Here is a 22,176-nt window from a genome sequence, read left to right on the forward strand (position 1 = left end):
AACAAGTTGTTCTTCATGACGATGTATCTGAGGGTCTGTAGCTCAGTTGGTTAGAGCACACGCTTGATAAGCGTGGGGTCACAAGTTCAAGTCTTGTCAGACCCACCAAATCTGCAAACTGAAACAGAGAATCAGAAACATTGGCCTTATGATAAGCTGGGGACTTAGCTTAGTTGGTAGAGCGCCTGCTTTGCACGCAGGAGGTCAGGAGTTCGACTCTCCTAGTCTCCACCAAATTCGAGGAAAAACAAAGCAACGCTTTGTCCGAGAATTTAAGCAAGAAGCTGTGCTTCGCGCAGGCTTTAAGCAAACGAAGCCCTAGATTATAGAATTTAGTAAGAAAAAGCGTATAATGCGCATCTTATTAAGTTCTGTGATTTATCACAGTTGACTGCAGTCCGACGAGGATGCAGTGAATCATTAACAGAATATATTTGAGTTGAAATAATTTGTTCATACTCGTTTTAGCCAGCTTAACAAGCAATTGTTAATGCTGAATGAAATGAGTTACTAGCGAAATTAACTGAATCAAGCGTTTTGGTATATGAATCTAATTGAAGCTGTACAGTGATTAAGTTCACGAAACTCTAACTGTGGCAATTAAGTTTGCGACGCGAAATACTACTTGTAAGTATTAGCGACTGTTTGGGGTTGTATAGTCAAGTAATTAAGTGCATGTGGTGGATGCCTTGGCAGTCAGAGGCGATGAAAGACGTAATAGCCTGCGATAAGCTCCGGGGAGGCGGCAAATATCCTGTGATCCGGAGATTTCTGAATGGGGAAACCCACTTGCCATAAGGCAGGTATCGCAACATGAATACATAGTGTTGCGAGGCGAACGAGGGGAAGTGAAACATCTCAGTACCCTTAGGAAAAGAAATCAATTGAGATTCCCTCAGTAGCGGCGAGCGAACGGGGAACAGCCCATTAAGTCATATAAGTTCTAGCGGAATGCTCTGGGAAGCGCAACCGCAGTAGGTGATAGTCCTGTACGCGAAAGGGCTTATATGATGATGTCGAGTAGGGCGGGGCACGTGAAACCTTGTCTGAATATGGGGGGACCATCCTCCAAGGCTAAATACTCCTGACTGACCGATAGTGAACCAGTACCGTGAGGGAAAGGCGAAAAGAACCCCTGTGAGGGGAGTGAAATAGATCCTGAAACCGCATGCATACAAGCAGTGGGAGCCGGCTTAGTCCGGTGACTGCGTACCTTTTGTATAATGGGTCAGCGACTTACATTCAGTAGCAAGGTTAACCGCATAGGGGAGCCGTAGGGAAACCGAGTCTTAATAGGGCGCTTAGTTGCTGGGTGTAGACCCGAAACCAGGTGATCTATCCATGAGCAGGTTGAAGGTTGGGTAACACTAACTGGAGGACCGAACCCACTGTCGTTGAAAAGCCAGGGGATGACTTGTGGATAGGGGTGAAAGGCTAATCAAACTTGGTGATAGCTGGTTCTCCCCGAAAGCTATTTAGGTAGCGCCTCGGACGAATACCATTGGGGGTAGAGCACTGTTTCGGCTAGGGGGTCATCCCGACTTACCAAACCGATGCAAACTCCGAATACCGATGAGTACTATCCGGGAGACAGACTGCGGGTGCTAACGTCCGTAGTCAAGAGGAAAACAATCCAGACCGCCAGCTAAGGCCCCAAAATTATAGTTAAGTGGGAAACGATGTGGGAAGGCATAGACAGCTAGGAGGTTGGCTTAGAAGCAGCCACCCTTTAAAGAAAGCGTAATAGCTCACTAGTCGAGTCGGCCTGCGCGGAAGATGTAACGGGGCTAAAACTATATGCCGAAGCTGCGGATTTGCAATTTATTGCAAGTGGTAGGGGAGCGTTCTGTAAGCCGATGAAGGTGGATTGAGAAGTCTGCTGGAGGTATCAGAAGTGCGAATGCTGACGTGAGTAACGACAAAACGGGTGAAAAACCCGTTCGCTGAAAGACCAAGGGTTCCAGTCCAACGTTAATCGGGGCTGGGTGAGTCGACCCCTAAGGCGAGGCCGAGAGGCGTAGTCGATGGGAAATTGGTTAATATTCCAATACTTCAGTATAATGCGATGAGAGGACGGAGAAGGTTAAGTCAGCCTGGCGTTGGTTGTCCAGGTGAAAGGTTGTAGGCATGTATCTTAGGCAAATCCGGGGTACTCTATGCTGAGAACTGACAGCAAGCTGCACTTGTGCAGTGAAGTGGCTGATACCATGCTTCCAGGAAAAGTCTCTAAGCTTCAGTTATACTGGAATCGTACCCTAAACCGACACAGGTGGTCAGGTCGAGTAGACCAAAGCGCTTGAGAGAACTCTGCTGAAGGAACTAGGCAAAATGGTACCGTAACTTCGGGAGAAGGTACGCTGCTGGCGGTGATGGAACTTGCTTCCTGAGCTGCCGGCAGCCACAGAAACCAGGCCCCTGCAACTGTTTATTAAAAACATAGCACTCTGCAAACACGAAAGTGGACGTATAGGGTGTGATGCCTGCCCGGTGCTGGAAGGTTAATTGATGGGGTTAGCGTAAGCGAAGCTCTTGATCGAAGCCCCAGTAAACGGCGGCCGTAACTATAACGGTCCTAAGGTAGCGAAATTCCTTGTCGGGTAAGTTCCGACCTGCACGAATGGCATAATGATGGGGGCGCTGTCTCCAGCAGAGGCTCAGTGAAATCGAATTCGCCGTGAAGATGCGGTGTACCCGCGGCTAGACGGAAAGACCCCGTGAACCTTTACTGCAGCTTGACATTGAACTTTGATCTTACTTGTGTAGGATAGGTGGGAGGCTTTGAAGCCGGGACGCTAGTCCCGGTGGAGCCAATCTTGAAATACCACCCTGGTAATATTGAGGTTCTAACTCTGTCCCGTTATCCGGGACGAGGACCATGTCTGGTGGGTAGTTTGACTGGGGCGGTCTCCTCCTAAAGAGTAACGGAGGAGTACGAAGGTGCGCTCAGCGTGGTCGGAAATCACGCGTAGAGTATAAAGGCAAAAGCGCGCTTAACTGCGAGACCCACAAGTCGAGCAGGTACGAAAGTAGGTCTTAGTGATCCGGTGGTTCTGTATGGAAGGGCCATCGCTCAACGGATAAAAGGTACTCTGGGGATAACAGGCTGATACCGCCCAAGAGTTCATATCGACGGCGGTGTTTGGCACCTCGATGTCGGCTCATCTCATCCTGGGGCTGAAGCAGGTCCCAAGGGTATGGCTGTTCGCCATTTAAAGAGGTACGCGAGCTGGGTTTAGAACGTCGTGAGACAGTTCGGTCCCTATCTACCGTGGGCGCTGGAAATTTGAGAGGATCTGCTCCTAGTACGAGAGGACCAGAGTGGACGAACCTCTGGTGTACCGGTTGTGACGCCAGTCGCATCGCCGGGTAGCTATGTTCGGAAGGGATAACCGCTGAAAGCATCTAAGCGGGAAGCCTACCTCAAGATAAGATTTCCCTAGGAATTTATTCCTCTAAAGAGCCGTTGAAGACTACGACGTTGATAGGCTGGATGTGGAAGTGCGGCGACGCATGAAGCTGACCAGTACTAATTGCTCGTGAGGCTTGACTATACAACGCCCAAGCAGTTGTATACGAAGCATCAATTGATTCGAAATCAAACGATCAAACTTGATTTAGTTGAAAAGCTAAGTAAAATTGAACAAATTGCATAAACTCAGATATACCTGTTAATAACTCATTTGGAAAAAACCTTGGCATGCACTGAAAAGTGAACAGATAAGACCAAGCGAGTATCCATAACAGTTGTGCTGGCGACAATAGCGAGAGTGAACCACCTGATCCCTTCCCGAACTCAGAAGTGAAACCTCTTTGCGCTGATGGTAGTGTGGGGTTACCCATGTGAGAGTAAGTCATCGCCAGCTCATTATTCAAAACCCCCTCCGATAAAATCGGAGGGGGTTTTTTTATGTGTGGAAAAAATAAATCAGAAAAGTCTGACAGCACTCCGCTTATACATCTGCTGCTTTAATTGCCTGAGAAGCCTGCTTCAGCATATACAGTACTTGGCCTAGTAAAATGTCCTTTTCTGCAAGCACGATAATAATCAAAGGATGGCGGGGCGCAGCCACTGAACTCAATATGGCTTTGCCGTTTTCGGCATCCAGAGTCAGCGTTTGACAGCCGGTTAGATTAATTTCATGCGTAAAGGCGCTGACCATTGCTAAAATTGAGCTTCCGACAGCTGCCAGCTTACTGTTATTGTAATTTTCTTTTTTGTAAATGCTGGTCAGTTCAAAGCCATCTGTAGAGCACACCATAATAAAATGAACGCCGCGCGCGCTGCTCATAATATTCTGTATTTCTGACCTGGCTTTCTGTATCAAATGGGCGGGCGCGGCTCTGCTTTCCTGAATGCCGAACATGATTCCTCCTTCATGTAAAAATGTTATGGTTGACTTCTACTGATGTAATTAAAGCTTCTAAAAGCAGCAGGGCATCCTCTTTTTTCCGTGCGTCAATGAAGAAAAGCGGGGAAAACAGATCCTGGCTCAGCAGCCATTCTTTGTAGATATGAGTTGATTTCAGCGTGCCGTCTACGTGGGTAATGCCTATTGCAATGTTGTCTGTATAATTTTGAAAAGTTTCTAGATACTGTTCCAGTTCTTGCAATGGCGCTTCTGCATTGTGGTCAATTAAAATGATCGCGCCTATGGCGCCGCGGCAGATCACCGGCCAAATAAAGTCAAAACGGCTTTGCCCCGGTGTTCCGTATAAGCCGATTTTTAGCCCATCGTCTAAGGATACTTCGCCATAATCAATGCCGACGGTGGTTTCAAGTTTGGCATGGCTGTGCTGATCTGTGTTGAATGCCTCTGTAAGCAATACCGGAATATCTGACAGGGAGCGGATGGCTTCGGTTTTTCCTGCGCCCATGGAGCCTGCAAAAACAATTTTGTACTGCTGAAGAATCATTGTTCAGCCCTCCTTTAAAAGCCGAATTTTTTACGCAGCTTTCCGATAAAGCCCTGAATAAAGCCTTTGTCTGCGCTGCTTTCGGCCTGTTCAGGCGGACTGTAATGCGCATCCCAAAGATTGATTTTACTGATATTGTTTGCCGCAATGTTAGCTGCAATGAATTGCTGAATAGTGCGGATGGGAATGCCATGCTGCTCCGAGATTTTTGAAAGTTTTGCGCCTTGAATGAAGCAGGCTGAGAGCTGGAAAATCTTTTTGCGCTGCGCCTTATCTGCCGGTTTAGGCCAGAAATGAATGCGGTAGTGCCCGTCTTCGGGCGCAATCTGATAAAAATCTGGAGAATTCCAGAATAAATTCCACAGCCAGTCCTGCAGGATGGCGCTTTCTTTCCGGTCTGCTTTTGCTAAATCGGTTGTGGAAGCTAAATCGTATTTAAAACTTAAGTCGGTCACAGGGTGCAGGCGGCGAGGGTTGGGCCAGACCGAATTCTGCGCAACGTCAATCACGGCGATGGAGCCTTGATCATCATAAAGGTGCAGTTTGCTTGGCGGCGCACCGGTCAGCATTTGCCTGAAAAACCGTTCATTGAGCGGCTGGGCATCATGCTTTGGTGCACGATTGTCAGCGGCTTCCGGCTGTATTGGCACGGAAGAGGTATTCTGGCTGGCTGGAAGGCTTTGCATAATATGCTGCTCAAGCCAGCGGTACAGCTCTTTGGCATTCAGCAGGGGGAAATACAGGGTGTTGTTCTGCACTGTGCTGCTGAGTTGGGCGTCCTTGGATATTTTCAGCCATGGAAAGCTTGTCCGGTTCAGGAGCTTCTGCATGCCGTCAGTGTTAAAAAAGGTTTCATGAATGAATAAGCAGTCTAAATGCAGGTCAGAGGCTTTTTTCCAGTGGATAATTAAATTGTCCGGCATTATATTGCAGAGCTGATTTTTTAATTCCGCAGAGTCCTGAATATTCAAACCAGCAATAGCAATATTAATGTACTGCTTATTCATATTATCTCTCCATCAAATTCTGGATTATGATTTTGAAATAGCTGGGAGTTAAAATCCCCTTTATGCCGATAAAGGGGATTGCCTGAATTAGCTGAAATCCAAATTCTTTTCATAGGCTTTCAGTTCATGGCGCGCCATGGCTAAATTCGCTTTAGCGCGGTCGAGCACCAGATACAGAAAGACATTTTCATTTTTTTCCAGCGGCCTGATTAAGTGGTACTGTTTCCCTAAAGTAATAAGAATATCAACAATATGGTCGTTCAGGTTCAGTGACTGAGCGACGCGCCTTTTGGACCGGATAACTTCTGTATTTCCCGCTGCTGCAAGTTCTAAGTCAATATCTCCTCCGCCTTGAGTTGCGAGAGCGAGGCCGCTTTCGCTGTCTACCAGGGCTGCTGCATGAAAACCGTCAATATTGGTGAGTGAATCTAATGAAACTTTGGCCATATATTTCTCCCTCTTTTTTGGTTATGCATGATTATTGGTTTTTTATCCAAGCATGTATTTAACGTGCTGTTAAGCTCTGCTTTATTTCATTATAGAAAGGCGGAAAGCGTTTTCAACGGAAATATTTTAATGCGGTAAATGGATAATATTTTTTGGCGCACTGCTGGATCAGCTTCAAATTTTAAATGTGATTTGATCGTCAGTTTGTTTTGCACTATGTGCTTTGCGCGGTGAAATTTGAGTAAATTAGTCGGGAAAAGCAGCATGTAAGGAAATGTAACAAGGCGGCTATTTTTAGGGAAAGCGCTGCCTGAGTGGTTTTGTGATACAAAAAATAACATGGAGTATTTTTTAAGCGGTTATCCTGAATTTTGGCAATAAAAAACCAGGCTGGCCTGGTCTTTATTCTCTGCAGAAATACTTATGCAAACATGCTGCAGGCCGCTGAATATAAAATCCAGAGGATGGCGAGGGCGACCGCCGGTTCCAAAACTTTAGACCAAAGCGGAACTGCTGCAACTGCTTCATCCTGTTCCTGATGGGTGTGCTGACTGACCATTTGACTGAACTCCTTCATAGATGCTTCCAATGATATCTCATCTTGGATGACGGGTTTTGAGCCTTTCAGCTCTGAAAGGCTATTTGCTGACCAAACCCAATCCTCGGCCTGGCCGGATAAATGCTCAATTTGCCCCAGCAGCAGTTCGCGGATGCTTTGCAGGTTATGATTTCCAGTATCATGCAGCTGCTTAAGTTCGTGCAGCTGCAGGCTGAAAATCGCTGCGGTCAATGCCTCCAGCTCGGCATGGGGCAGCGGGGAAGCATTTTCTTTGGACGTGGTTAAGTGGCGCGCGACGTCCTGTATATACAGCTCATCCGGCTCAGTGATTTCCTGATACACTTTTTTATCGTTGGCGCGCCATTGGGTAATCAGTTCGCCTAAAGTCAGAGCGTTGATTGCGGCAATATGATGGCGCCTTTCTTCCCGGGGAAACTGGCTGAGAAGCTCAGGCTGATGAGTTTCTATCTGTTCCGCAAAGTATTGCACGAGGTCAAAAGCCATCATATCACTCCATATTTATTAATCTAATAGCCTTAAGCTTGGTTTTTTCTTTGGCTGTTCAGTTTGTTCTTCAGCGCTCGATTTTAAAGCATCTTCGCTGTTTTGGATATGCTGATATTCATTCGGGTCGAAGAATAAGCCTTGGCCGTTTTCGCGCGCATACAGGCCCAGAACGGCAGCCAAAGGGATGTAAAGATCACGTGAAATGCCGCCAAAGCGCGCAGAAAAGGTGATGGCCTCATTGCTCATGTTGAGGGCATGCACCGCATGCGGCGCGAGATTCAGGGTAATCTGGCCATCCTGAATGAACTGCTCAGGCACCATGGTGTTCGGCTGCGTCGCATCGACCAGCAGATACGGAGTCAGCTGATTGTCGCAGATCCATTCATAAATGGCGCGCGCCATATACGGGCGGGTCGGGCTAAGGTTCAATTCTTGTTCGGACATAAGATGCTCTATGAATGGGTTAATAAATCACTGTAACGGTTTTTTTCCTGCAGGGTCATGGACTTTGCAAAAGCAGGGCGGCTGAAAATGCGCTGGCAGTATAAATGAATGGGGCGGCAGTGCTGCGCGGGCAGTTCAATCCCCATGGACTTCAAGCGCAGGAAGATCGGCGCCAGCATGCAGTCCAGAATGCTGAAATGTTCCGACATGAAAAAGGGAAAATGCTGAAATAAGGGGGTGAGGGAAACAAGGGTTTCCCTGAGTTTTTTCTGCGCCTGCTTTTTGGCTGCCGGATCCAGCGTGTCCGGATGGCGCAGCATGATGTCCGCCAGTTTCAGCCAGTCCTGCTCAAAGCGCCAAATATACTGGCGCTGCTCCGCGCGGGGCACCGGCGCATCGGCATACAGCTTGTTCTGCCGGTAGCGGTCATCAATATATTCAGAAATAATGCCGGTATTGAACAGCTTAAGCTCATTTTCCAGCAGCATCGGCAGCTGATTGTAGGGATTCAGGCTGGCCAGATCTTCATCTTCCTCATCAGCGAGGATTAAATGATATTTAATCTGCTTCTCGGCAAGGACATATCGAATCCAGTGTGATCGAAAATCATCTGCATGGCTGTACAGGGTGATTCCCTGAGGAGGGGCGCTTTCGACTGACATAAATCCTGAGCAAAGTCTGGTGAATAAGATAGGATACTAAAAATAGGCGCTAAAATCACGAGGCAGTTTGGATAATTAAAATAGTGCTGGAATCGGGGCTTGCGCAGCCTGCGCTGTTTTTGCTGATGGGGCGCGCCAGTCAGGCAATCGATGAGGGGAGTGCTGTTTTTAAGGCAATAAAAAAGCCTTGGATAAACCAAGGCTTTTTGTCCGATTCGGTAAACGTATTAACGTTTAGAGAATTGAGGACGCTTACGCGCTTTACGCAAGCCAAGTTTCTTACGTTCAACTTCACGAGCATCACGAGTAACGAAACCAGCTTGACGAAGAGCAGGCTTTAAAGTTTCGTCAGCAGCGATCAATGCACGGGTAATGCCGTGACGGATTGCGCCAGCTTGACCGCCGATACCGCCACCAGCAACAGTGATGTAAAGGTCATACTTTTCAGTAGCTTCAAGAAGCTCTAAAGGTTGACGAACAACCATGCGAGCAGTTTCGCGACCGAAGTACTGATCAAGTGTACGGTTGTTGATTACGAGTTTGCCTGTACCAGCTGACAAGAAAACACGTGCAGTTGCGGTCTTACGGCGACCTGTACCATAATTAGTAGCCATGTGCTGTATCCCTTAGATGTCCAAAACTTGTGGCTGTTGAGCAGCATGCGGATGCTCAGTACCAGCGTACACTTTCATTTTTTTGATCATTGCATAACCAAGAGGACCTTTTGGCAACATGCCTTTAACTGCTTTTTCAAGAACAGCTTCAGGCTTGTGAGCAATTAACTTCTCGAAGTTAGTCTCACGGATACCACCAGGGAAACCAGTATGGCGATAGTATTTCTTATCAAGCGCTTTGTTACCAGTCACTTGAATTTCTTCAGCATTGATAACAACGATGTAGTCGCCAGTGTCAACGTGAGGAGTATAAGAAGTCTTGTGCTTGCCGCGTAAACGACGAGCGATTTCAGTCGCAAGACGACCTAAAGTTTTGCCAGAAGCATCAACAACGTACCAGTCGTGTTGAACTTCAGCAGGCTTAGCGCTGAGAGTTTTCATTAAACCACTACCTATTATAGTTGGTTTGGACTGTGGAATCTGTCCAAACAAAAGGAGACGCGATTCTAAACGAAAATGTGAAGAATCACAAATGAAATATTGAATTTCAAGCGCTGTATTATAGGCTGCTGTTTAATATTTGACTAGCGTTTTTTAAGCGGCTGCGCTGTTTATTTAGGGGCTTTGCTTCTTCGGCGCGCGGATGCGTAATTTTTAGCGCATCATTGCCGTTTTATTGAAGCGGGAAGCCACATTCGCCGGCATGGCGGCGGAATTCAAAATAAAAAATAGAGCCATATAGGCTCTATTTTTAAGCGGGATGGCAGCAATTCCGGAGCATGGCTGTGCGGGCTTAAACCCGCGTGCACAGCTGCCCGGTTTATTGCGCCTGTCTGGCTGAATTTGAGCGGCTGCAGGGCTTAATGATAGCCGTGAAGCTGGCGGTACAGGCCTGGCGTAACCCCCGTCCATTTTTTAAATGCGCGGTGGAAGGTGCTGGTTTCGCTGAAGCCGACCTGCTGCGCCACATCTTCCAGCGTCAGCTCCGGATTCAGCAGCAGGTGGATGGCGGCGTCGCGGCGCAAAGCGTCTTTTACGCCCTGATAGCTTTTGCCTTCGGCAGCCAGGCGGCGGCGCAAAGTCTGCGGCGACAGATACAGCATGGAGGCTACATCGTTCAGCGTCGGCATTTCTTCGCCAATCTGGCTCTTCAGCACCTCACGGATGCGCGAAGTCAGCGAGTTGGTGTTTTTGAATTTGACCAGCAGCTGCGCCGGCGCGGCTTTTAAGAACTCTTCAAGCGTCTCTTCAGTTTGGCGGATCGGCAGGTCCAGATAGTCGGCTGCGAAGGTGATCTCGGTGCGCGGCATGTCAAACTGCATCACCGGCGCGAAGAACAGCGCATCGTATTCATCGGCATGTTCCGGGCGGGAATAGCCGAAATGCACGCGCTCCAGCGGCAGGCGGCGCTCAATCAGCCACGAAGCCAGGCCATGCCAAATCATCAGCATGCTTTCTGTAATGAAATGATCCGGGTCCATGCTTTTAGGAATCTGCGGCACCAGGCGCGCTTCGTGCTTGTCGCGCTCCAGCGTCACAGACCAGTCATCGCCGAACAGTTTATAGAACTGAGATGAAAGCTCCAGCGCATCGCCCAGTGTTTTCGCGTGAATAATCAGCTGGCACATAATGGCGAAAGTGCCCAGCCGGCGCGGCTGAGCGTCAAAGCCGACATGCTCGTCCTGCGTCACCATCCACAGCATTTTGATGAAGCGGGTGTACTGTTCCGGTGAAATCCGCGCCTTAGGCTGGCGCAGCAGCTCCGCCTCAATGCCAACGTGAGACAGCAGCGTTTCGACATCCATGCCAAGACGCTTTACGCCGGACAGGGCAGCGTTGACAAAATGGATACTGATCGTATCGCGACTCATGTTAATTCCTTCAGTCTCTTTAATGTTCACTAATGCCTGACCTAAATGACGCTAAAAAATGATTGTATGGCAATTTACAACAGCAATTTCACCATTTTTACATGGTAAATTGCCGAAACTATCAAGGTAAATGGCTGAACATGACATTGTTTTGGCTGTTTTATATTTTTAAGATGAATGAAAAAGCAGCATAAATAGAGCAGAAACTCCAATGACTTATCCGTTAAAAGGCTTGAAAGTTCTTGATTTTTCCACACTTCTTCCGGGGCCGTTCGCCACCATGTATTTGGCGGACATGGGGGCCGAAGTTGTGCATATTGAATCACCCGCGCGCCCGGATCTGATCCGCCTGATGCCGCCGTATTCAAACGGCCAGGCGGCGTCGCATAATTACTTGAACCGAAACAAGCAGTCTGTGGCGCTGGATTTAAAAAATCCTGACAGCATCGCGCTGATTCTATCCAAAATTTCCAGCTATGACATTGTTATTGAACAGTTCAGGCCGGGGGTGATGCAGCGCCTGGGCCTGGATTACCCGCGCCTTGCGGCAATTAATCCGAGGCTGATTTACTGTTCAGTGAGCGGCTACGGGCAGACCGGCAGCCATAAAAGCCGCGCCGGCCATGACATCAATTATCTGGCGCTGTCGGGCATTGCCGGCCACAGCGGCCGCCGGCACAGCGGGCCGCCGCTGATGGGCATTCAAATTGCCGATGTGGCCGGCGGGTCGCTGCATGCGCTGATCGGCATTTTAAGCGCGGTGATTGAGCGCAGTCAAAGCGGCCTGGGGCAGCATATTGATATTTCCATGACCGACTGCGCCGCTGCGCTGAACAGCATGGCCGCCGCCGCTGAACTTGCCGGAAAGGAGCAGCAGCATCCTGAACAGTCGTATTTAAACGGCGGCGCCCTGTATGACTATTATCAGACGCGCGACGGGCGCTATTTATCGGTGGGCAGCCTGGAGCCGCAATTCATGGCGGGGCTGGCGCAGCTGCTGGATTTGCCGGAGGTGCTGGAAAAAGGCGCTTCATTGGACGCGGCGGACCGGAAAGCGGTGAAGCAGGCCATACGGGAGAAAATCGCCGGCAAGGATTTTGCCGAGTGGAATGCCATTTTTCAGGCGCAGGATGTCTGTGTAGAGCCGGTGCTGACCCTGCATGAAGCGCTGCATTCAGAGCTGGCGGCGCAAAGGGGCTGGGTTGCAGATGTGCCTTTAAGCGCTGGAAGCGCGGAAACAGAGCCACAGCCGGCATGCCCGATCAAGTTTTCACGGTCAAAAATAAGATATGAATTTATTGGGAAAAAAATGGGTTTTGACCACTTGTAAATATCACAGTGTGATAATTTAACTATCTTTTACACAATAAAATAACAAAAAAACATAGGGCTACATACAGCAAGGGGTTAACATAGCCATATAGTTACAATTTGTAAGCAAGGCCGCCAATTATGAATAAATCTAGAAGCAGTTTATATTTTGGTGTCAGCATCTTAACGCTAAGCTGCTGCTTTCAAAATGTTTATGCTGCAAATGCTTTTGATGCGCGCAACCCCTGGATGCTGGGTGACTGGAATGGCCAGCGCACGGCGCTGCAGCAGCAGGGCTATGATTTCAGCCTGGGCTACACCGGTGAAATGGCCACTTTGCTGGATGCAAAGCATGCATCCAGCCACGGCACGGAATATGCGGATCAGTTTACGTTCGGCGCGCATCTGGATTTGGAAAAAATCTTAGGATGGCGGGACACCGAAGCGCAGCTCACCGTCACGCAGCGCAACGGGCGCTCGCTGTCGCAGACTTCCGATGCCTTAAGCGGGCATTTGAGTTCTGCGCAGGAAGTCTGGGGGCGCGGCCAAACCTGGCGCCTAACTGATTTCTGGATCAAGAAGAAATTCCTTGATCAGAAACTGGACATCAAGGCCGGCCGCTTTGGCGAAGGCGAAGACTTCAACAGCTTTGACTGCGATTTTCAGAACTTGGCGCTGTGCGGCTCGCAAGTCGGCAACTGGGTCGGCGACCAGTGGTACAACTGGCCGGTCAGCCAATGGGCGGCGCGGGTTAAATACAGCGTCACGCCTGAAGTCTATGTGCAGGCGGGCGCCTATGAATACAACCCGGAAAACCTTGAGCGCAGCAAAGGCTTTAACCTCAGCACAGACGGCTCGCATGGCGCCGTTATTCCGGCAGAAGCGGTTTGGACGCCGAAGCTGGGCGCTGCAAAGCTTCCGGGTGAATACCGCGCAGGCTACTACTACAGCACAGCGGATGCGCAGCAAATCCGCCATCCGCAGCGCAGCGCGCATAAGCAGGGCGGCTGGCTGGTGCTGAAGCAGCAGCTGACCGCGCATAAGGGCGACGCCTCGCGCGGCCTGACGGCTTTCATTAATGCCACGGTGCATGACGCTGACACGAATGCGGTCAGCGACATGCAGAATGCCGGCGTGGTTTACACCGGCCTGATGGACGCGCGCCCGCAAGACCAGATAGCCGCAGGCTTTGCCCGCATCAATATGAATGATGAGCTGAATGACGGCCGCAGCCGGGAATACGATGCGGAAGTGTATTACGGCATTCATGCGGCGGACTGGCTGAGCATCCGGCCGAATGTCCAGTATATCCGCCATGTCGGCGCGTATAAAAATGGCGAGAATGCATGGGTCGGCGGAATTAAATTCCAGACCGCATTCTAGTTTCTAGATCGATAAGTATTTGCCGGCAGCCCTGTTTTTTTAGCTGTCAATTTTTAATTCATCAAAGCTTTGGTGCATCAAGGCTTTCCGCTGTTCAGTGCCGGGCAGATACTTAAAATCTAAAAACTGTTAAAAACAGGCGCCCATTCAGCTTCAGCGCTGTCTGGGCTTTCAACAGAATCTAAGAAATAGGTGGTCAATATGAGCACTCCATCTTCAGCTTCAGGATTAACCACCTTTACAGCCGCGATTGCTGTAATTTTCGGTTTGGTCCTGCTGCTAGGGGGAATATACCTTGCAGTCCTTGGCGGGTCTTGGTACTACGTCATTGCAGGTTTATTCTTCATCGCTGCCGCAGTGCTGCTGCAGAAATTAAAAAGCGCCGCTTTAGCGGTTTATGCTGTGCTGATTTTAGGCACAGTAGTCTGGGGGCTGTGGGAAGTCGGCTCTGACTTCTTCGCCTTGGCGCCCCGGCTGGATATTTTAGGCGTATTCGGCTTATGGCTGCTGATTCCTGCGGTAACCCGCGGCTTTGAGCATGCCAAAGGCGCAAAAATAGCCCTGTCCGGCTCACTGGCGATTACTGTTGCGGTGATGGTTTATGCGGTATTCAATGACCCGCAGGAAATCCGCGGCGAGCTGACTGCACAGCAGCCGGCAGCGTCACAGCCGGTTCCCGGCATCGCCGATGCAGACTGGCCGGCATACGGCCGCACGCAATCCGGCCTGCGCTATTCACCGCTGAATCAGATTAATTCAGACAACGTGAAAGACCTGCAGGTGGCATGGACTTACAACACCGGCGACTTCAAGACCGAAAATGATTCAGGCGAGACCACCAATCAGGTGACCCCAATTAAAGTGGGGGACAGCATGTACATCTGCACCACCCACCAGAAGCTGGTTGCGCTGGATCCTGCCAGCGGCAAGGCGAAATGGACTTTTGACCCGAAACTGAAATCGGACAGGACTTTCCAGCATTTAACCTGCCGCGGCGTTTCATACTATGACGCAGCCAATACGGCCGGTTTTGAAGCCAGCCTGGCAGCCAAGAAAACTGTTTCCGCGCAGTGCCCGAAAAAAGTCATTCTTCCTGTGAATGACGGCCGCCTTGTGGCGATCAATGCCGACAATGGCCAGCGCTGCACCGACTTCGGCAAAAACGGCGAAGTTGACCTGCAGAAAGATATGCCGTTCCCGTATCCGGGCGGCTATATTCCGACCTCGCCGCCGGTAGTGACCGGCACGACCATTATCATTGCGGGCGCAACCACCGACAACTATTCAACTGAAGAGCCGTCCGGCGTGATCCGCGGCTATGATGTGAATACCGGCGCGCTCCTGTGGGTATTTGATACCGGCGCCGCCGATCCGAATGCGATTCCTGCGCCGGGCCAGAAGTATGTGCAGAATTCGCCAAACGCATGGGCGCCGCTGGCTTATGACGCGCAGCTGGATATTGTCTATGTGCCGACAGGCGTGGGCACGCCGGATATCTGGGGCGGCAACCGCACCGAACTGCATGAGCGCTACGCCAACTCCATGCTGGCGCTGAATGCCACTACCGGCAAGCTGGTGTGGAACTTCCAGACCACCCATCATGATTTGTGGGATATGGATGTGCCGTCGCAGCCGACGCTTACCGACATTAAAGACAAATCCGGCAAGACGGTTCCAGCCATCTATGTCTTGACCAAAACCGGCAACGCCTTTGTTCTAGACCGCCGCACCGGTGAAGCGATTGTGCCGATTACCGAGCGCCCTGTGCCGCAGACCGTGAAGCGCGGCCCGCAGACCAAAGGCGAGCGCTATTCTCCAACCCAGCCGTTCTCGGACTTTGATCTGGCGCCGCAGGAAAAACTGACGGACAAGCAGATGTGGGGCGCCACCATGTTTGACCAGCTGATGTGCCGCGTGTCTTTCCATAAGCTGAATTACGACGGCATTTATACTCCGCCGTCTGAAAACGGCACCTTGGTGTTCCCGGGAAATTTAGGCGTATTTGAATGGGGCGGCATGTCGGTCAATCCGGAACGCCAGATTGCCGTCATGAACCCGATTGGCCTGCCGTTTGTGTCCAAGCTGATTCCTGAAGATCCGAACCGTCCGAAAACGGCCAGAGGCGCAGGCACTGAAGCGGGCGTTCAGCCGATGTACGGCGTGCCGTACGGTGTTGAAATCAGCGCGTTTCTGTCGCCGTTCGGCTTGCCGTGCAAGCAGCCGGCCTGGGGCTATGTGGCCGGCGTGGATTTGAATACCCATAAAGTGGCCTGGAAGCGCCGCATCGGCACCATCCGCGACAGCATGCCGGGCATTCCATTGCCTCCGTTTAAAATGGGCGTGCCGATGCTGGGCGGTTCAATTTCAACTGCGGGCAACGTCATGTTTGTTGGCGGCACGCAGGATAACTACATCCGCGCCATCAACGTCAGCAACGGCGATGAGCTGTGGAAAGGCCGCTTGCCGGCGGGCGGGCAGGCGACGCCGATGACGTATGAAGCCAACGGCAAGCAGTATGTGGTGATTATGGCCGGCGGCCACGGCTCATTCGGCACCAAAATGGGCGATGCGCTGGTGGCCTATGCGCTGCCGGATCAGAAATAGCCGCTTGAGTTGATCTAAAGCAAAAAGCCTGATTCGTCAGGCTTTTTTCTTATGAAAATAAATGCTGAAGAATAAACAAAATAAGCAATGCAGCTGAAAATGAATGAAAACCGGCGCAAAGGCTTTCTCCCTGCGGAAATCCGGCATCCTTATCAATAAAACCGCTATGAAATATGTAAAAAACGCATTTTCTTGATAGAAAAAATCCCGCTATGCTGTGCATCGTTATAATAGAAATTACTAGCTGTACGCCATGTATTTATATACTGATTTTGACCAGCAACTGGTCAATGAACGTGTTGCACAGTTCCGTGACCAGACGGAACGTTATTTAGCCGGAAAATTGACTGAAGACGAATACCGTCCTCTGCGCCTGCAAAATGGCCTGTATGTTCAGCGCTATGCGCCAATGCTGCGGATTGCCGTGCCTTACGGCCTGATGAACTCGAAGCAGCTGCGCAAAGTTGCGGAACTGGCCAAGGACTATGACCGCGGCTATGCGCATGTTTCTACCCGTCAGAATATTCAGTTCAACTGGCCTGCGCTGGAAAATGTGCCGGACATGCTGCAGGAGCTTGCTTCTGTGCAGATGCATGCCATCCAAACCTCAGGCAACTGCATCCGCAACACCACCACTGACCAGTATGCAGGCGTGGTTGCCGGTGAAATTGCAGACCCGCGCCCAACCTGCGAACTGATCCGCCAGTGGTCGACGTTTCACCCGGAATTCGCGTTCCTGCCGCGCAAGTTCAAAATTGCCGTGTCCGCCTTAGCGGAAATTGACCGCGCAGCCACTTCATTCCACGATATCGGCGTGTATATTGTGCGCAATGAAGCCGGCGAAATGGGCTACAAAATTAAAGTCGGCGGCGGCTTGGGCCGTACCCCGGTTATCGGCAGCTTTATCCGCGACTTCCTGCCGCGTGAAGACCTGATTGCCTACCTTGAGGCGGTGCTGCGCGTGTACAACCTGCACGGCCGCCGCGACAACAAATATAAAGCGCGGATTAAAATCCTGGTTAAAGCTTTAACTCCAGCAGTCTTTGCGGAAAAAGTTGAAGCTGAATTTGCGCACACCGTCAAGACGCTGAAAGTGGACGCGGGCACCCTGAAAAAAATGGATGAGAACTTCACGCCATTTGCCTATCAGGATTATGCGGATGAAGACTTTGCTGAGCAGTTCGCCGCTGAGCCGAAATTCAAGCAGTGGTTCAACATCAACACCAATGCGCACAAAGTGAAAGGTTACCGCATCGTGACCATTTCATTGAAGCGCACCGGCGTTGCGCCGGGCGACATGGCGGTTGAAGAAATGAACCTGATTGCCGATCTGGCGGACAAGTACACCTTCGGCGAATTGCGCACCACGCATGAACAGAACATTTCCCTGGTCGATGTGCCGCAGAAAGACCTGTTTGAACTGTGGAAAATCCTTGATCAGCACAATTTGGCGCGCGCGCATATCGGCTTTATTACCGACATTATCTGCTGCCCGGGCGGCGACTTCTGCTCACTGGCCAATGCCAAATCCATTCCGATTTCTGAAGCGATTTCCCGCCGTTTTGATGATCTGGATACGGTGTACAACTTGGGCCATCTTGACCTGAATATTTCAGGCTGCATGAATGCCTGCGGCCACCACCATGTCGGCAACATCGGCATTCTGGGCGTAGACAAGAAAGGCGCGGAATTCTATCAGATTACTTTAGGCGGCAACGCCGGCCATGACGCTTCAATCGGCGACATCCTCGGGCCGTCATTCGCAGCTGAAGTGGTGCCGGATATTGTCGAAGAGATCCTGAATACCTATTTAGACCTGCGCCAGGACGGCGAAGCGTTTATTGAAACTTACCGCCGTGTCGGCATTCAGCCATTCAAGGAGCGCGCATATGCTTAATACCGCACTTCAAGTGCTCTCTAAAGACGGCACTGTTGCAGACAATACCTATCAGCTGATCGGCGAAGACGGCGCGCTGCCGCAGGGCGATGTGGTGCTGACGGTTGAACAGCTGGATCAGCTGGCAAATATCAGCGGCCGGAAAGCGCTGTACATTACGGTAGATGCATCGCCGGAAGTCAATGAATTTCCGCTGGATCAGCTGGATGCGATTTTCATTGAATTCGCCGGCTTCAATGATGGCCGCGGCTATTCATTTGCAGCGCTTTTACGCCGTCAGGGCTATCAGGGCGAACTGCGCGCAACAGGCGATGTGTTTAAAGATGTGCTGAACTACATGAAGCGTTCCGGTTTTGACTCTTTTGTCGTGAAAGAAGGCAAAGACATTCAGGAAGCGGCTGCCGGTTTGGGCGATTTTACCCACCCTTACCAGGCATCGACTGCGGTGCCGCAAGCGCACTATCAGACGGGCGCTTGACGTTTAAAGCTAGATAAAAAAGCTGGATTTATTCCAGCTTTTTTATTGGATGAAGCAAATAAAAATATGCTATTAGTGTTCTAAAAGAGAATAGATACCGTTTTATCATGTGGAAATTTTTAGAAAAGCTGCTATCCCCTAAAAAATCTTATCCAGCAGCTGAGGCGGCATGCGAAACAGCAAGAATAGAAAATAATGCTGAAGCGGCTGTATTGGAATCACAGCCTGATGATTTGCATGATGGCTGCAATTACCAATATTACTGCATTGATCCAAGCTTATCCGAATTTGAAAAGTCATTATTGAGGCTAAGAAGCTACGATGGCCATATCCGCCAAGCCGTATTGGAAGATATGAAGGAGTGCTTTGATCCTGAATTATTTCCTCATTTGCTGTGGCGTTTAAATGACTATGTCGGAATTAATCAAAAATTAGCCGCCGACCATGTACAGCGCTGGGCAGTTCGCCAAGAGTTTTCAGCTGTGTGCGCGCAGTATTTTTTAGAAATTGCGGCATTGAAAAACCGCATACGTATAAATCAGGATGTTTTTCATTTGCTTTTAGCGGGCGTTGGGGAAAATAAAGAATATCTGAGAGAAAGTTTGACGCAAAAGCAAGGCCGCCTTCCCCGGGTGATTCTAGCTTTTATTTTGGAATATCAATGGCTGGCAGAGGATGAATTAATGTCCCTATGCGAGCATGCAAATGATCAGCTGGTTCGCAAGCATTGGCTGGATAAAATAATACAGACGGGGCCTGAGCAGCAGCTGTCTTTGCTTAGAAATGCGCAGCAAAAAGATGTGCAGTACACCTTGTTTAATGCCTTATGGCATAAAAATGTTTTAACTGTAAATGATCTCATACAATTTTGGCATAGCCCTTATTTGGCTGTAATGGATTATGCGGATTTTGCATTGAGGCAAAAGAATTTTGATTTTGATCAATATTTTCAGGAACATCCAATTCAGGATTTATCTCAAAAGTCTTTGCGTCTTCGGGCATATCAATGGATGATCAGGCGCGGTTCACAGGCTGAATTTTTTAGCATCATTCAAGCTTTAGACAATCAAGTGATCGCCAATGCAGTAATGAAATCAGCCTTGAAAAGAAAATCTGTAAATTTTGAGCAGGTTATTTCTTATTATCATCGGACTGAGCAAAAGCTGACATTCCATTTTTTTTCAAAAATACGGCAAATTTCAGGCCAGCAATTGAGCCTGTATGAAATTGAAAGCCTCATTGCCTTAATGGATGAGCCTATTCCTCTGCTGCAGAGATTAGAGCTGGCTGCCGGATATAATGCATGGGAACAGCTGTATTGGTATGCGCTGCATTGGAATTTTATCCGGAATGAAAATGAGCAAATGATTTATGATGCCTTTGTGCAAAGGCAATTATGGCATTTAAATTATGCAATTTATCCGCCGCATTGGCAGCAGCGCCAAAAACAGAAGCTAGAGCATGTCTTGCCCAAACTGATCTATAGATTTCCTGAGGTCTTCTCTGGACAGAATGTCCAGAAAATTTTAAATCAAACTTTGAATGATGTGAGTTAATCAGCACAAGGCTCATGAAGATGGATTCATGAACCTTGTATTTTAAGCCTGCTATGGCTGTTCAAGCTGGCAATTCACCATCCACTTAATGCCGAACTGATCGGTGAACGCGCCGTACAGCGCGCCCCAGAAAGTTTTTTCCAGCGGCATTTCAATTTGCCCATTCACAGACAAAGCGTCAAATAAGCGCCGCGCTTCATCCTGCTCATGCTTTTCCAGATTGATGGAAATGTAATGGTTGGTGCTGATGTGTGCTGAATTAGCAGGAGACTTTCACTTGGGAGATTCTAGGCAGCTAACCGATAAAAGTCTTCTGCCATTTGATTTGGTGTCTTAAAATCCAAGCCTTTTTGAATTCTTCGCTGATTATAAAATAACTCTATATATTTTGTAATATCCGCTTTGGCTTCTTCCCTTGTTTTGTAGTTGCGATGATGGACTAGTTCATTTTTGAGTATGCCCCAGAAACTCTCTATCGGTGCATTATCAAAGCAGTCGCCTTTTTTGCTCATTGAACCCTGAAAATCAAATTTCTCAAGTAAGTTTCGATATTCATTACTGCAATATTGGCTGCCTCTATCTGAATGTACAATGAGATCTTTAGCAGGTTTCTGATTGCGAATAGCCATATTCAATGCATCACAAACAAGCTTGGCTGTCATGCGCTCATTTAAGCTATAGCCAACAACCTGTTTCGTGTAAAGATCTTTGACAGCTGCCAAGTACAACCAGCCCTCAGCCGTCCAAATGTAGGTAATGTCACTCGACCACGCAAGATTAGGCTTCGTCATTGAAAACTGTTGCTTGAGTAAATTGTCATAAATAGAACGGTTGTGATCACTGTTCGTGGTTCTTTTGAAACGCTTATGGCGCTTACAATACAACTGATTTGATTTTTTTATTTGGCGCACAGCATACGTACTTATTTTGATACCTTGCGCTTGTAAATGCTTGGTTAATCGAACATAGCCATAGCTTTGTTTGGTTTCTTCATGGGCTATTTTGACCAAAATTGTCTGCTGATTTCGCTGAATTGATCTTTTACTCATGCCTCGCTTTAGCCAATCATAAAAGCGAGAAACGGATACACGAAGTAATCGAGCCATTAAAATAATCGGAAATAAGTGGCTTTGCGATTTCATATAGGCGTACCTCACTGACTTTCTTTGGCAAAGTACGCTGCTGCCTTTTTTAAAAATTCACGTTCCATTTCAGCTGTTTTGAGCTGTTGTTTAAGCTTCTTATTTTCTTCGAGTAAGGCGTTTAGATCGGGCGAATACTGTTTTGTGCCTGCTAAAGTTCCAGCCTTTGCTTTGTTATTCCAGTTCGAAAGGGTTTGCATTGAAATGCCAAGTTGTCTAGCGGATTCCGATACATTACCTTGGTTCTCTTCAATGGCTTTTATGGCTTCAGCTTTAAATTCTGCGGTGTAAGTCTTCTGTTTCTTGCTCATGGTAAACTCCTAATGAGTATGTATAGTTTACCAAGTTAAACCCTCCTGTTTTTTAAGCACACATCAGTGCCTTGGGTAAACACAGAGTTGGGCGCGCAGAATTGCGCATTGGTATCTGAAGCCATTAAAACCGTATGCTCATTGATGGGCAGCGAGACATGCAGAATCAGGTTTTTGTCCGCTTCGGAAAGGCTCACGCCATTTTCAGCCGGCATTTCGCCATAGCGCGTCAGGAAAGCAAACTCGCCGCCGAATACCGACTTGTAAAAGTTAAAGGCTGCTTCGGCTGTGCCTTGGAAATTGAGATAGTGATTCAGCTGCATGATGGCTGTCCATTGTTGTTGTTTTGAGCATTCTAATGTAGCAAGCCTGAATTTAAATGCGAATGAAAAAGTGTAAAAAATCCCCCAAAGCTGAGGGATTGATTTTTTAATTCTTGCTTAATCATGAGATAGGGGAGATTGTTGTT

The 22,176-nt window shown here is 48.9% G+C and carries 17 protein-coding genes, 2 tRNA genes, 2 rRNA genes and 2 pseudogenes; 10 read left to right on the forward strand and 13 right to left on the reverse strand.

The features are described from left to right. Nucleotides 1-31 precede the first annotated feature (31 nt). The 4 genes from BEN74_RS13965 (at nucleotide 32) to rrf (ending at nucleotide 3,863) form a co-directional block, all read left to right on the forward strand. Nucleotides 32-108: transfer RNA gene (locus BEN74_RS13965), tRNA-Ile, on the forward strand. A 50-nt stretch (nucleotides 109-158) separates the two neighbouring features. After that, nucleotides 159-234: transfer RNA gene (locus BEN74_RS13970), tRNA-Ala, on the forward strand. A 423-nt stretch (nucleotides 235-657) separates the two neighbouring features. Further along, nucleotides 658-3,551, forward strand: a 23S ribosomal RNA gene (locus BEN74_RS13975). A 197-nt stretch (nucleotides 3,552-3,748) separates the two neighbouring features. Further along, nucleotides 3,749-3,863: ribosomal RNA gene (gene rrf / locus BEN74_RS13980) — 5S ribosomal RNA — on the forward strand. An 87-nt stretch (nucleotides 3,864-3,950) separates the two neighbouring features. Here the strand turns inward: rrf and BEN74_RS13985 are convergent. From BEN74_RS13985 to BEN74_RS14035, 10 genes are all read right to left on the reverse strand, one after another. After that, on the reverse strand, nucleotides 3,951-4,364 hold the full coding sequence (locus tag BEN74_RS13985; protein ID WP_068911617.1) for a roadblock/LC7 domain-containing protein: 414 nt from the start codon (nucleotides 4,362-4,364) through the stop codon (nucleotides 3,951-3,953). 10 nt (nucleotides 4,365-4,374) lie between these two features. Further along, on the reverse strand, nucleotides 4,375-4,914 hold the full coding sequence (locus BEN74_RS13990) for a GTP-binding protein (protein ID WP_068911615.1): 540 nt from the start codon (nucleotides 4,912-4,914) through the stop codon (nucleotides 4,375-4,377). Nucleotides 4,915-4,928: 14 nt separating this feature from the next. Next, the gene (locus BEN74_RS13995; RefSeq protein ID WP_068911613.1) at nucleotides 4,929-5,921 is read right to left on the reverse strand and encodes a hypothetical protein; all 993 of its coding nucleotides are present in this window, start codon (nucleotides 5,919-5,921) and stop codon (nucleotides 4,929-4,931) included. Between the two features lie 87 nt (nucleotides 5,922-6,008). Next, entirely contained in the window at nucleotides 6,009-6,368 is a 360-nt protein-coding gene (locus tag BEN74_RS14000; RefSeq protein ID WP_068911611.1) for a hypothetical protein, read from the reverse strand. 421 nt (nucleotides 6,369-6,789) lie between these two features. Then, entirely contained in the window at nucleotides 6,790-7,431 is a 642-nt protein-coding gene (locus tag BEN74_RS14010; RefSeq protein WP_068911606.1) for a hypothetical protein, read from the reverse strand. Between the two features lie 18 nt (nucleotides 7,432-7,449). Then, the gene (locus tag BEN74_RS14015; RefSeq protein ID WP_068911604.1) at nucleotides 7,450-7,878 is read right to left on the reverse strand and encodes a ClpXP protease specificity-enhancing factor; all 429 of its coding nucleotides are present in this window, start codon (nucleotides 7,876-7,878) and stop codon (nucleotides 7,450-7,452) included. Nucleotides 7,879-7,886: 8 nt separating this feature from the next. After that, nucleotides 7,887-8,540: a glutathione S-transferase N-terminal domain-containing protein gene (locus tag BEN74_RS14020; protein WP_068911601.1), complete on the reverse strand. Its 654-nt coding sequence runs from the start codon at nucleotides 8,538-8,540 to the stop codon at nucleotides 7,887-7,889. Between the two features lie 227 nt (nucleotides 8,541-8,767). Beyond that, entirely contained in the window at nucleotides 8,768-9,154 is a 387-nt protein-coding gene (gene rpsI / locus BEN74_RS14025) for a 30S ribosomal protein S9 (protein ID WP_068911599.1), read from the reverse strand. A gap of 12 nt (nucleotides 9,155-9,166) precedes the next feature. Continuing rightward, nucleotides 9,167-9,595, reverse strand: coding sequence for a 50S ribosomal protein L13 (rplM, locus tag BEN74_RS14030; protein ID WP_068911597.1), 429 nt, complete (start codon nucleotides 9,593-9,595; stop codon nucleotides 9,167-9,169). Nucleotides 9,596-10,014: 419 nt separating this feature from the next. Further along, complete coding sequence (locus tag BEN74_RS14035; protein ID WP_068911594.1) at nucleotides 10,015-11,025, reverse strand: AraC family transcriptional regulator; 1,011 nt, start codon at nucleotides 11,023-11,025, stop codon at nucleotides 10,015-10,017. Nucleotides 11,026-11,236: 211 nt separating this feature from the next. Here BEN74_RS14035 and BEN74_RS14040 point away from each other — a divergent pair, with 211 nt between their 5' ends. The 6 genes from BEN74_RS14040 (at nucleotide 11,237) to BEN74_RS14065 (ending at nucleotide 20,254) form a co-directional block, all read left to right on the forward strand. Beyond that, nucleotides 11,237-12,355, forward strand: coding sequence for a CaiB/BaiF CoA transferase family protein (locus tag BEN74_RS14040; protein WP_068911586.1), 1,119 nt, complete (start codon nucleotides 11,237-11,239; stop codon nucleotides 12,353-12,355). Nucleotides 12,356-12,477: 122 nt separating this feature from the next. After that, on the forward strand, nucleotides 12,478-13,719 hold the full coding sequence (locus tag BEN74_RS14045) for a carbohydrate porin (RefSeq protein ID WP_068911584.1): 1,242 nt from the start codon (nucleotides 12,478-12,480) through the stop codon (nucleotides 13,717-13,719). A gap of 201 nt (nucleotides 13,720-13,920) precedes the next feature. Then, nucleotides 13,921-16,323 (forward strand): glucose/quinate/shikimate family membrane-bound PQQ-dependent dehydrogenase, encoded by a 2,403-nt coding sequence (locus BEN74_RS14050; RefSeq protein WP_068911582.1) that lies wholly within the window; start codon nucleotides 13,921-13,923, stop codon nucleotides 16,321-16,323. 253 nt (nucleotides 16,324-16,576) lie between these two features. Next, a complete protein-coding gene (locus tag BEN74_RS14055) occupies nucleotides 16,577-18,220 on the forward strand; it encodes a nitrite/sulfite reductase (RefSeq protein ID WP_068911581.1) in 1,644 nt (547 codons plus the stop codon). Continuing rightward, nucleotides 18,213-18,698 carry a DUF934 domain-containing protein gene (locus tag BEN74_RS14060; RefSeq protein WP_068911578.1) on the forward strand — a complete coding sequence of 162 codons (486 nt, stop codon included), beginning with the start codon at nucleotides 18,213-18,215 and terminating at the stop codon, nucleotides 18,696-18,698. Before BEN74_RS14055 ends, BEN74_RS14060 begins: the two co-directional genes overlap by 8 nt. A gap of 107 nt (nucleotides 18,699-18,805) precedes the next feature. Beyond that, nucleotides 18,806-20,254: a hypothetical protein gene (locus BEN74_RS14065; RefSeq protein ID WP_086374402.1), complete on the forward strand. Its 1,449-nt coding sequence runs from the start codon at nucleotides 18,806-18,808 to the stop codon at nucleotides 20,252-20,254. Between the two features lie 51 nt (nucleotides 20,255-20,305). Here BEN74_RS14065 and BEN74_RS14070 read toward each other — a convergent pair. The 3 genes and pseudogenes from BEN74_RS14070 to BEN74_RS14080 all read right to left on the reverse strand — a co-directional run. Continuing rightward, nucleotides 20,306-20,494, reverse strand: a pseudogene (locus BEN74_RS14070) (VOC family protein); the annotation flags it as partial. Nucleotides 20,495-20,541: 47 nt separating this feature from the next. Further along, nucleotides 20,542-21,707, reverse strand: a protein-coding gene (locus BEN74_RS14075) for an IS3 family transposase (protein WP_119285041.1) whose coding sequence is annotated in 2 segments (ribosomal slippage) — nucleotides 20,542-21,449 and nucleotides 21,449-21,707 — 1,167 coding nt in all. Because the reading frame shifts where the segments join, the coding sequence is not laid out codon by codon here. A gap of 62 nt (nucleotides 21,708-21,769) precedes the next feature. After that, nucleotides 21,770-22,030 (reverse strand): annotated as a pseudogene (locus tag BEN74_RS14080) (VOC family protein); the annotation flags it as partial. Nucleotides 22,031-22,176 lie beyond the last annotated feature (146 nt).

Origin of the sequence: Acinetobacter sp. WCHAc010034 (genome assembly GCF_001696615.3) — a bacterium.
Taxonomy (GTDB): Bacteria; Pseudomonadota; Gammaproteobacteria; order Pseudomonadales; family Moraxellaceae; genus Acinetobacter.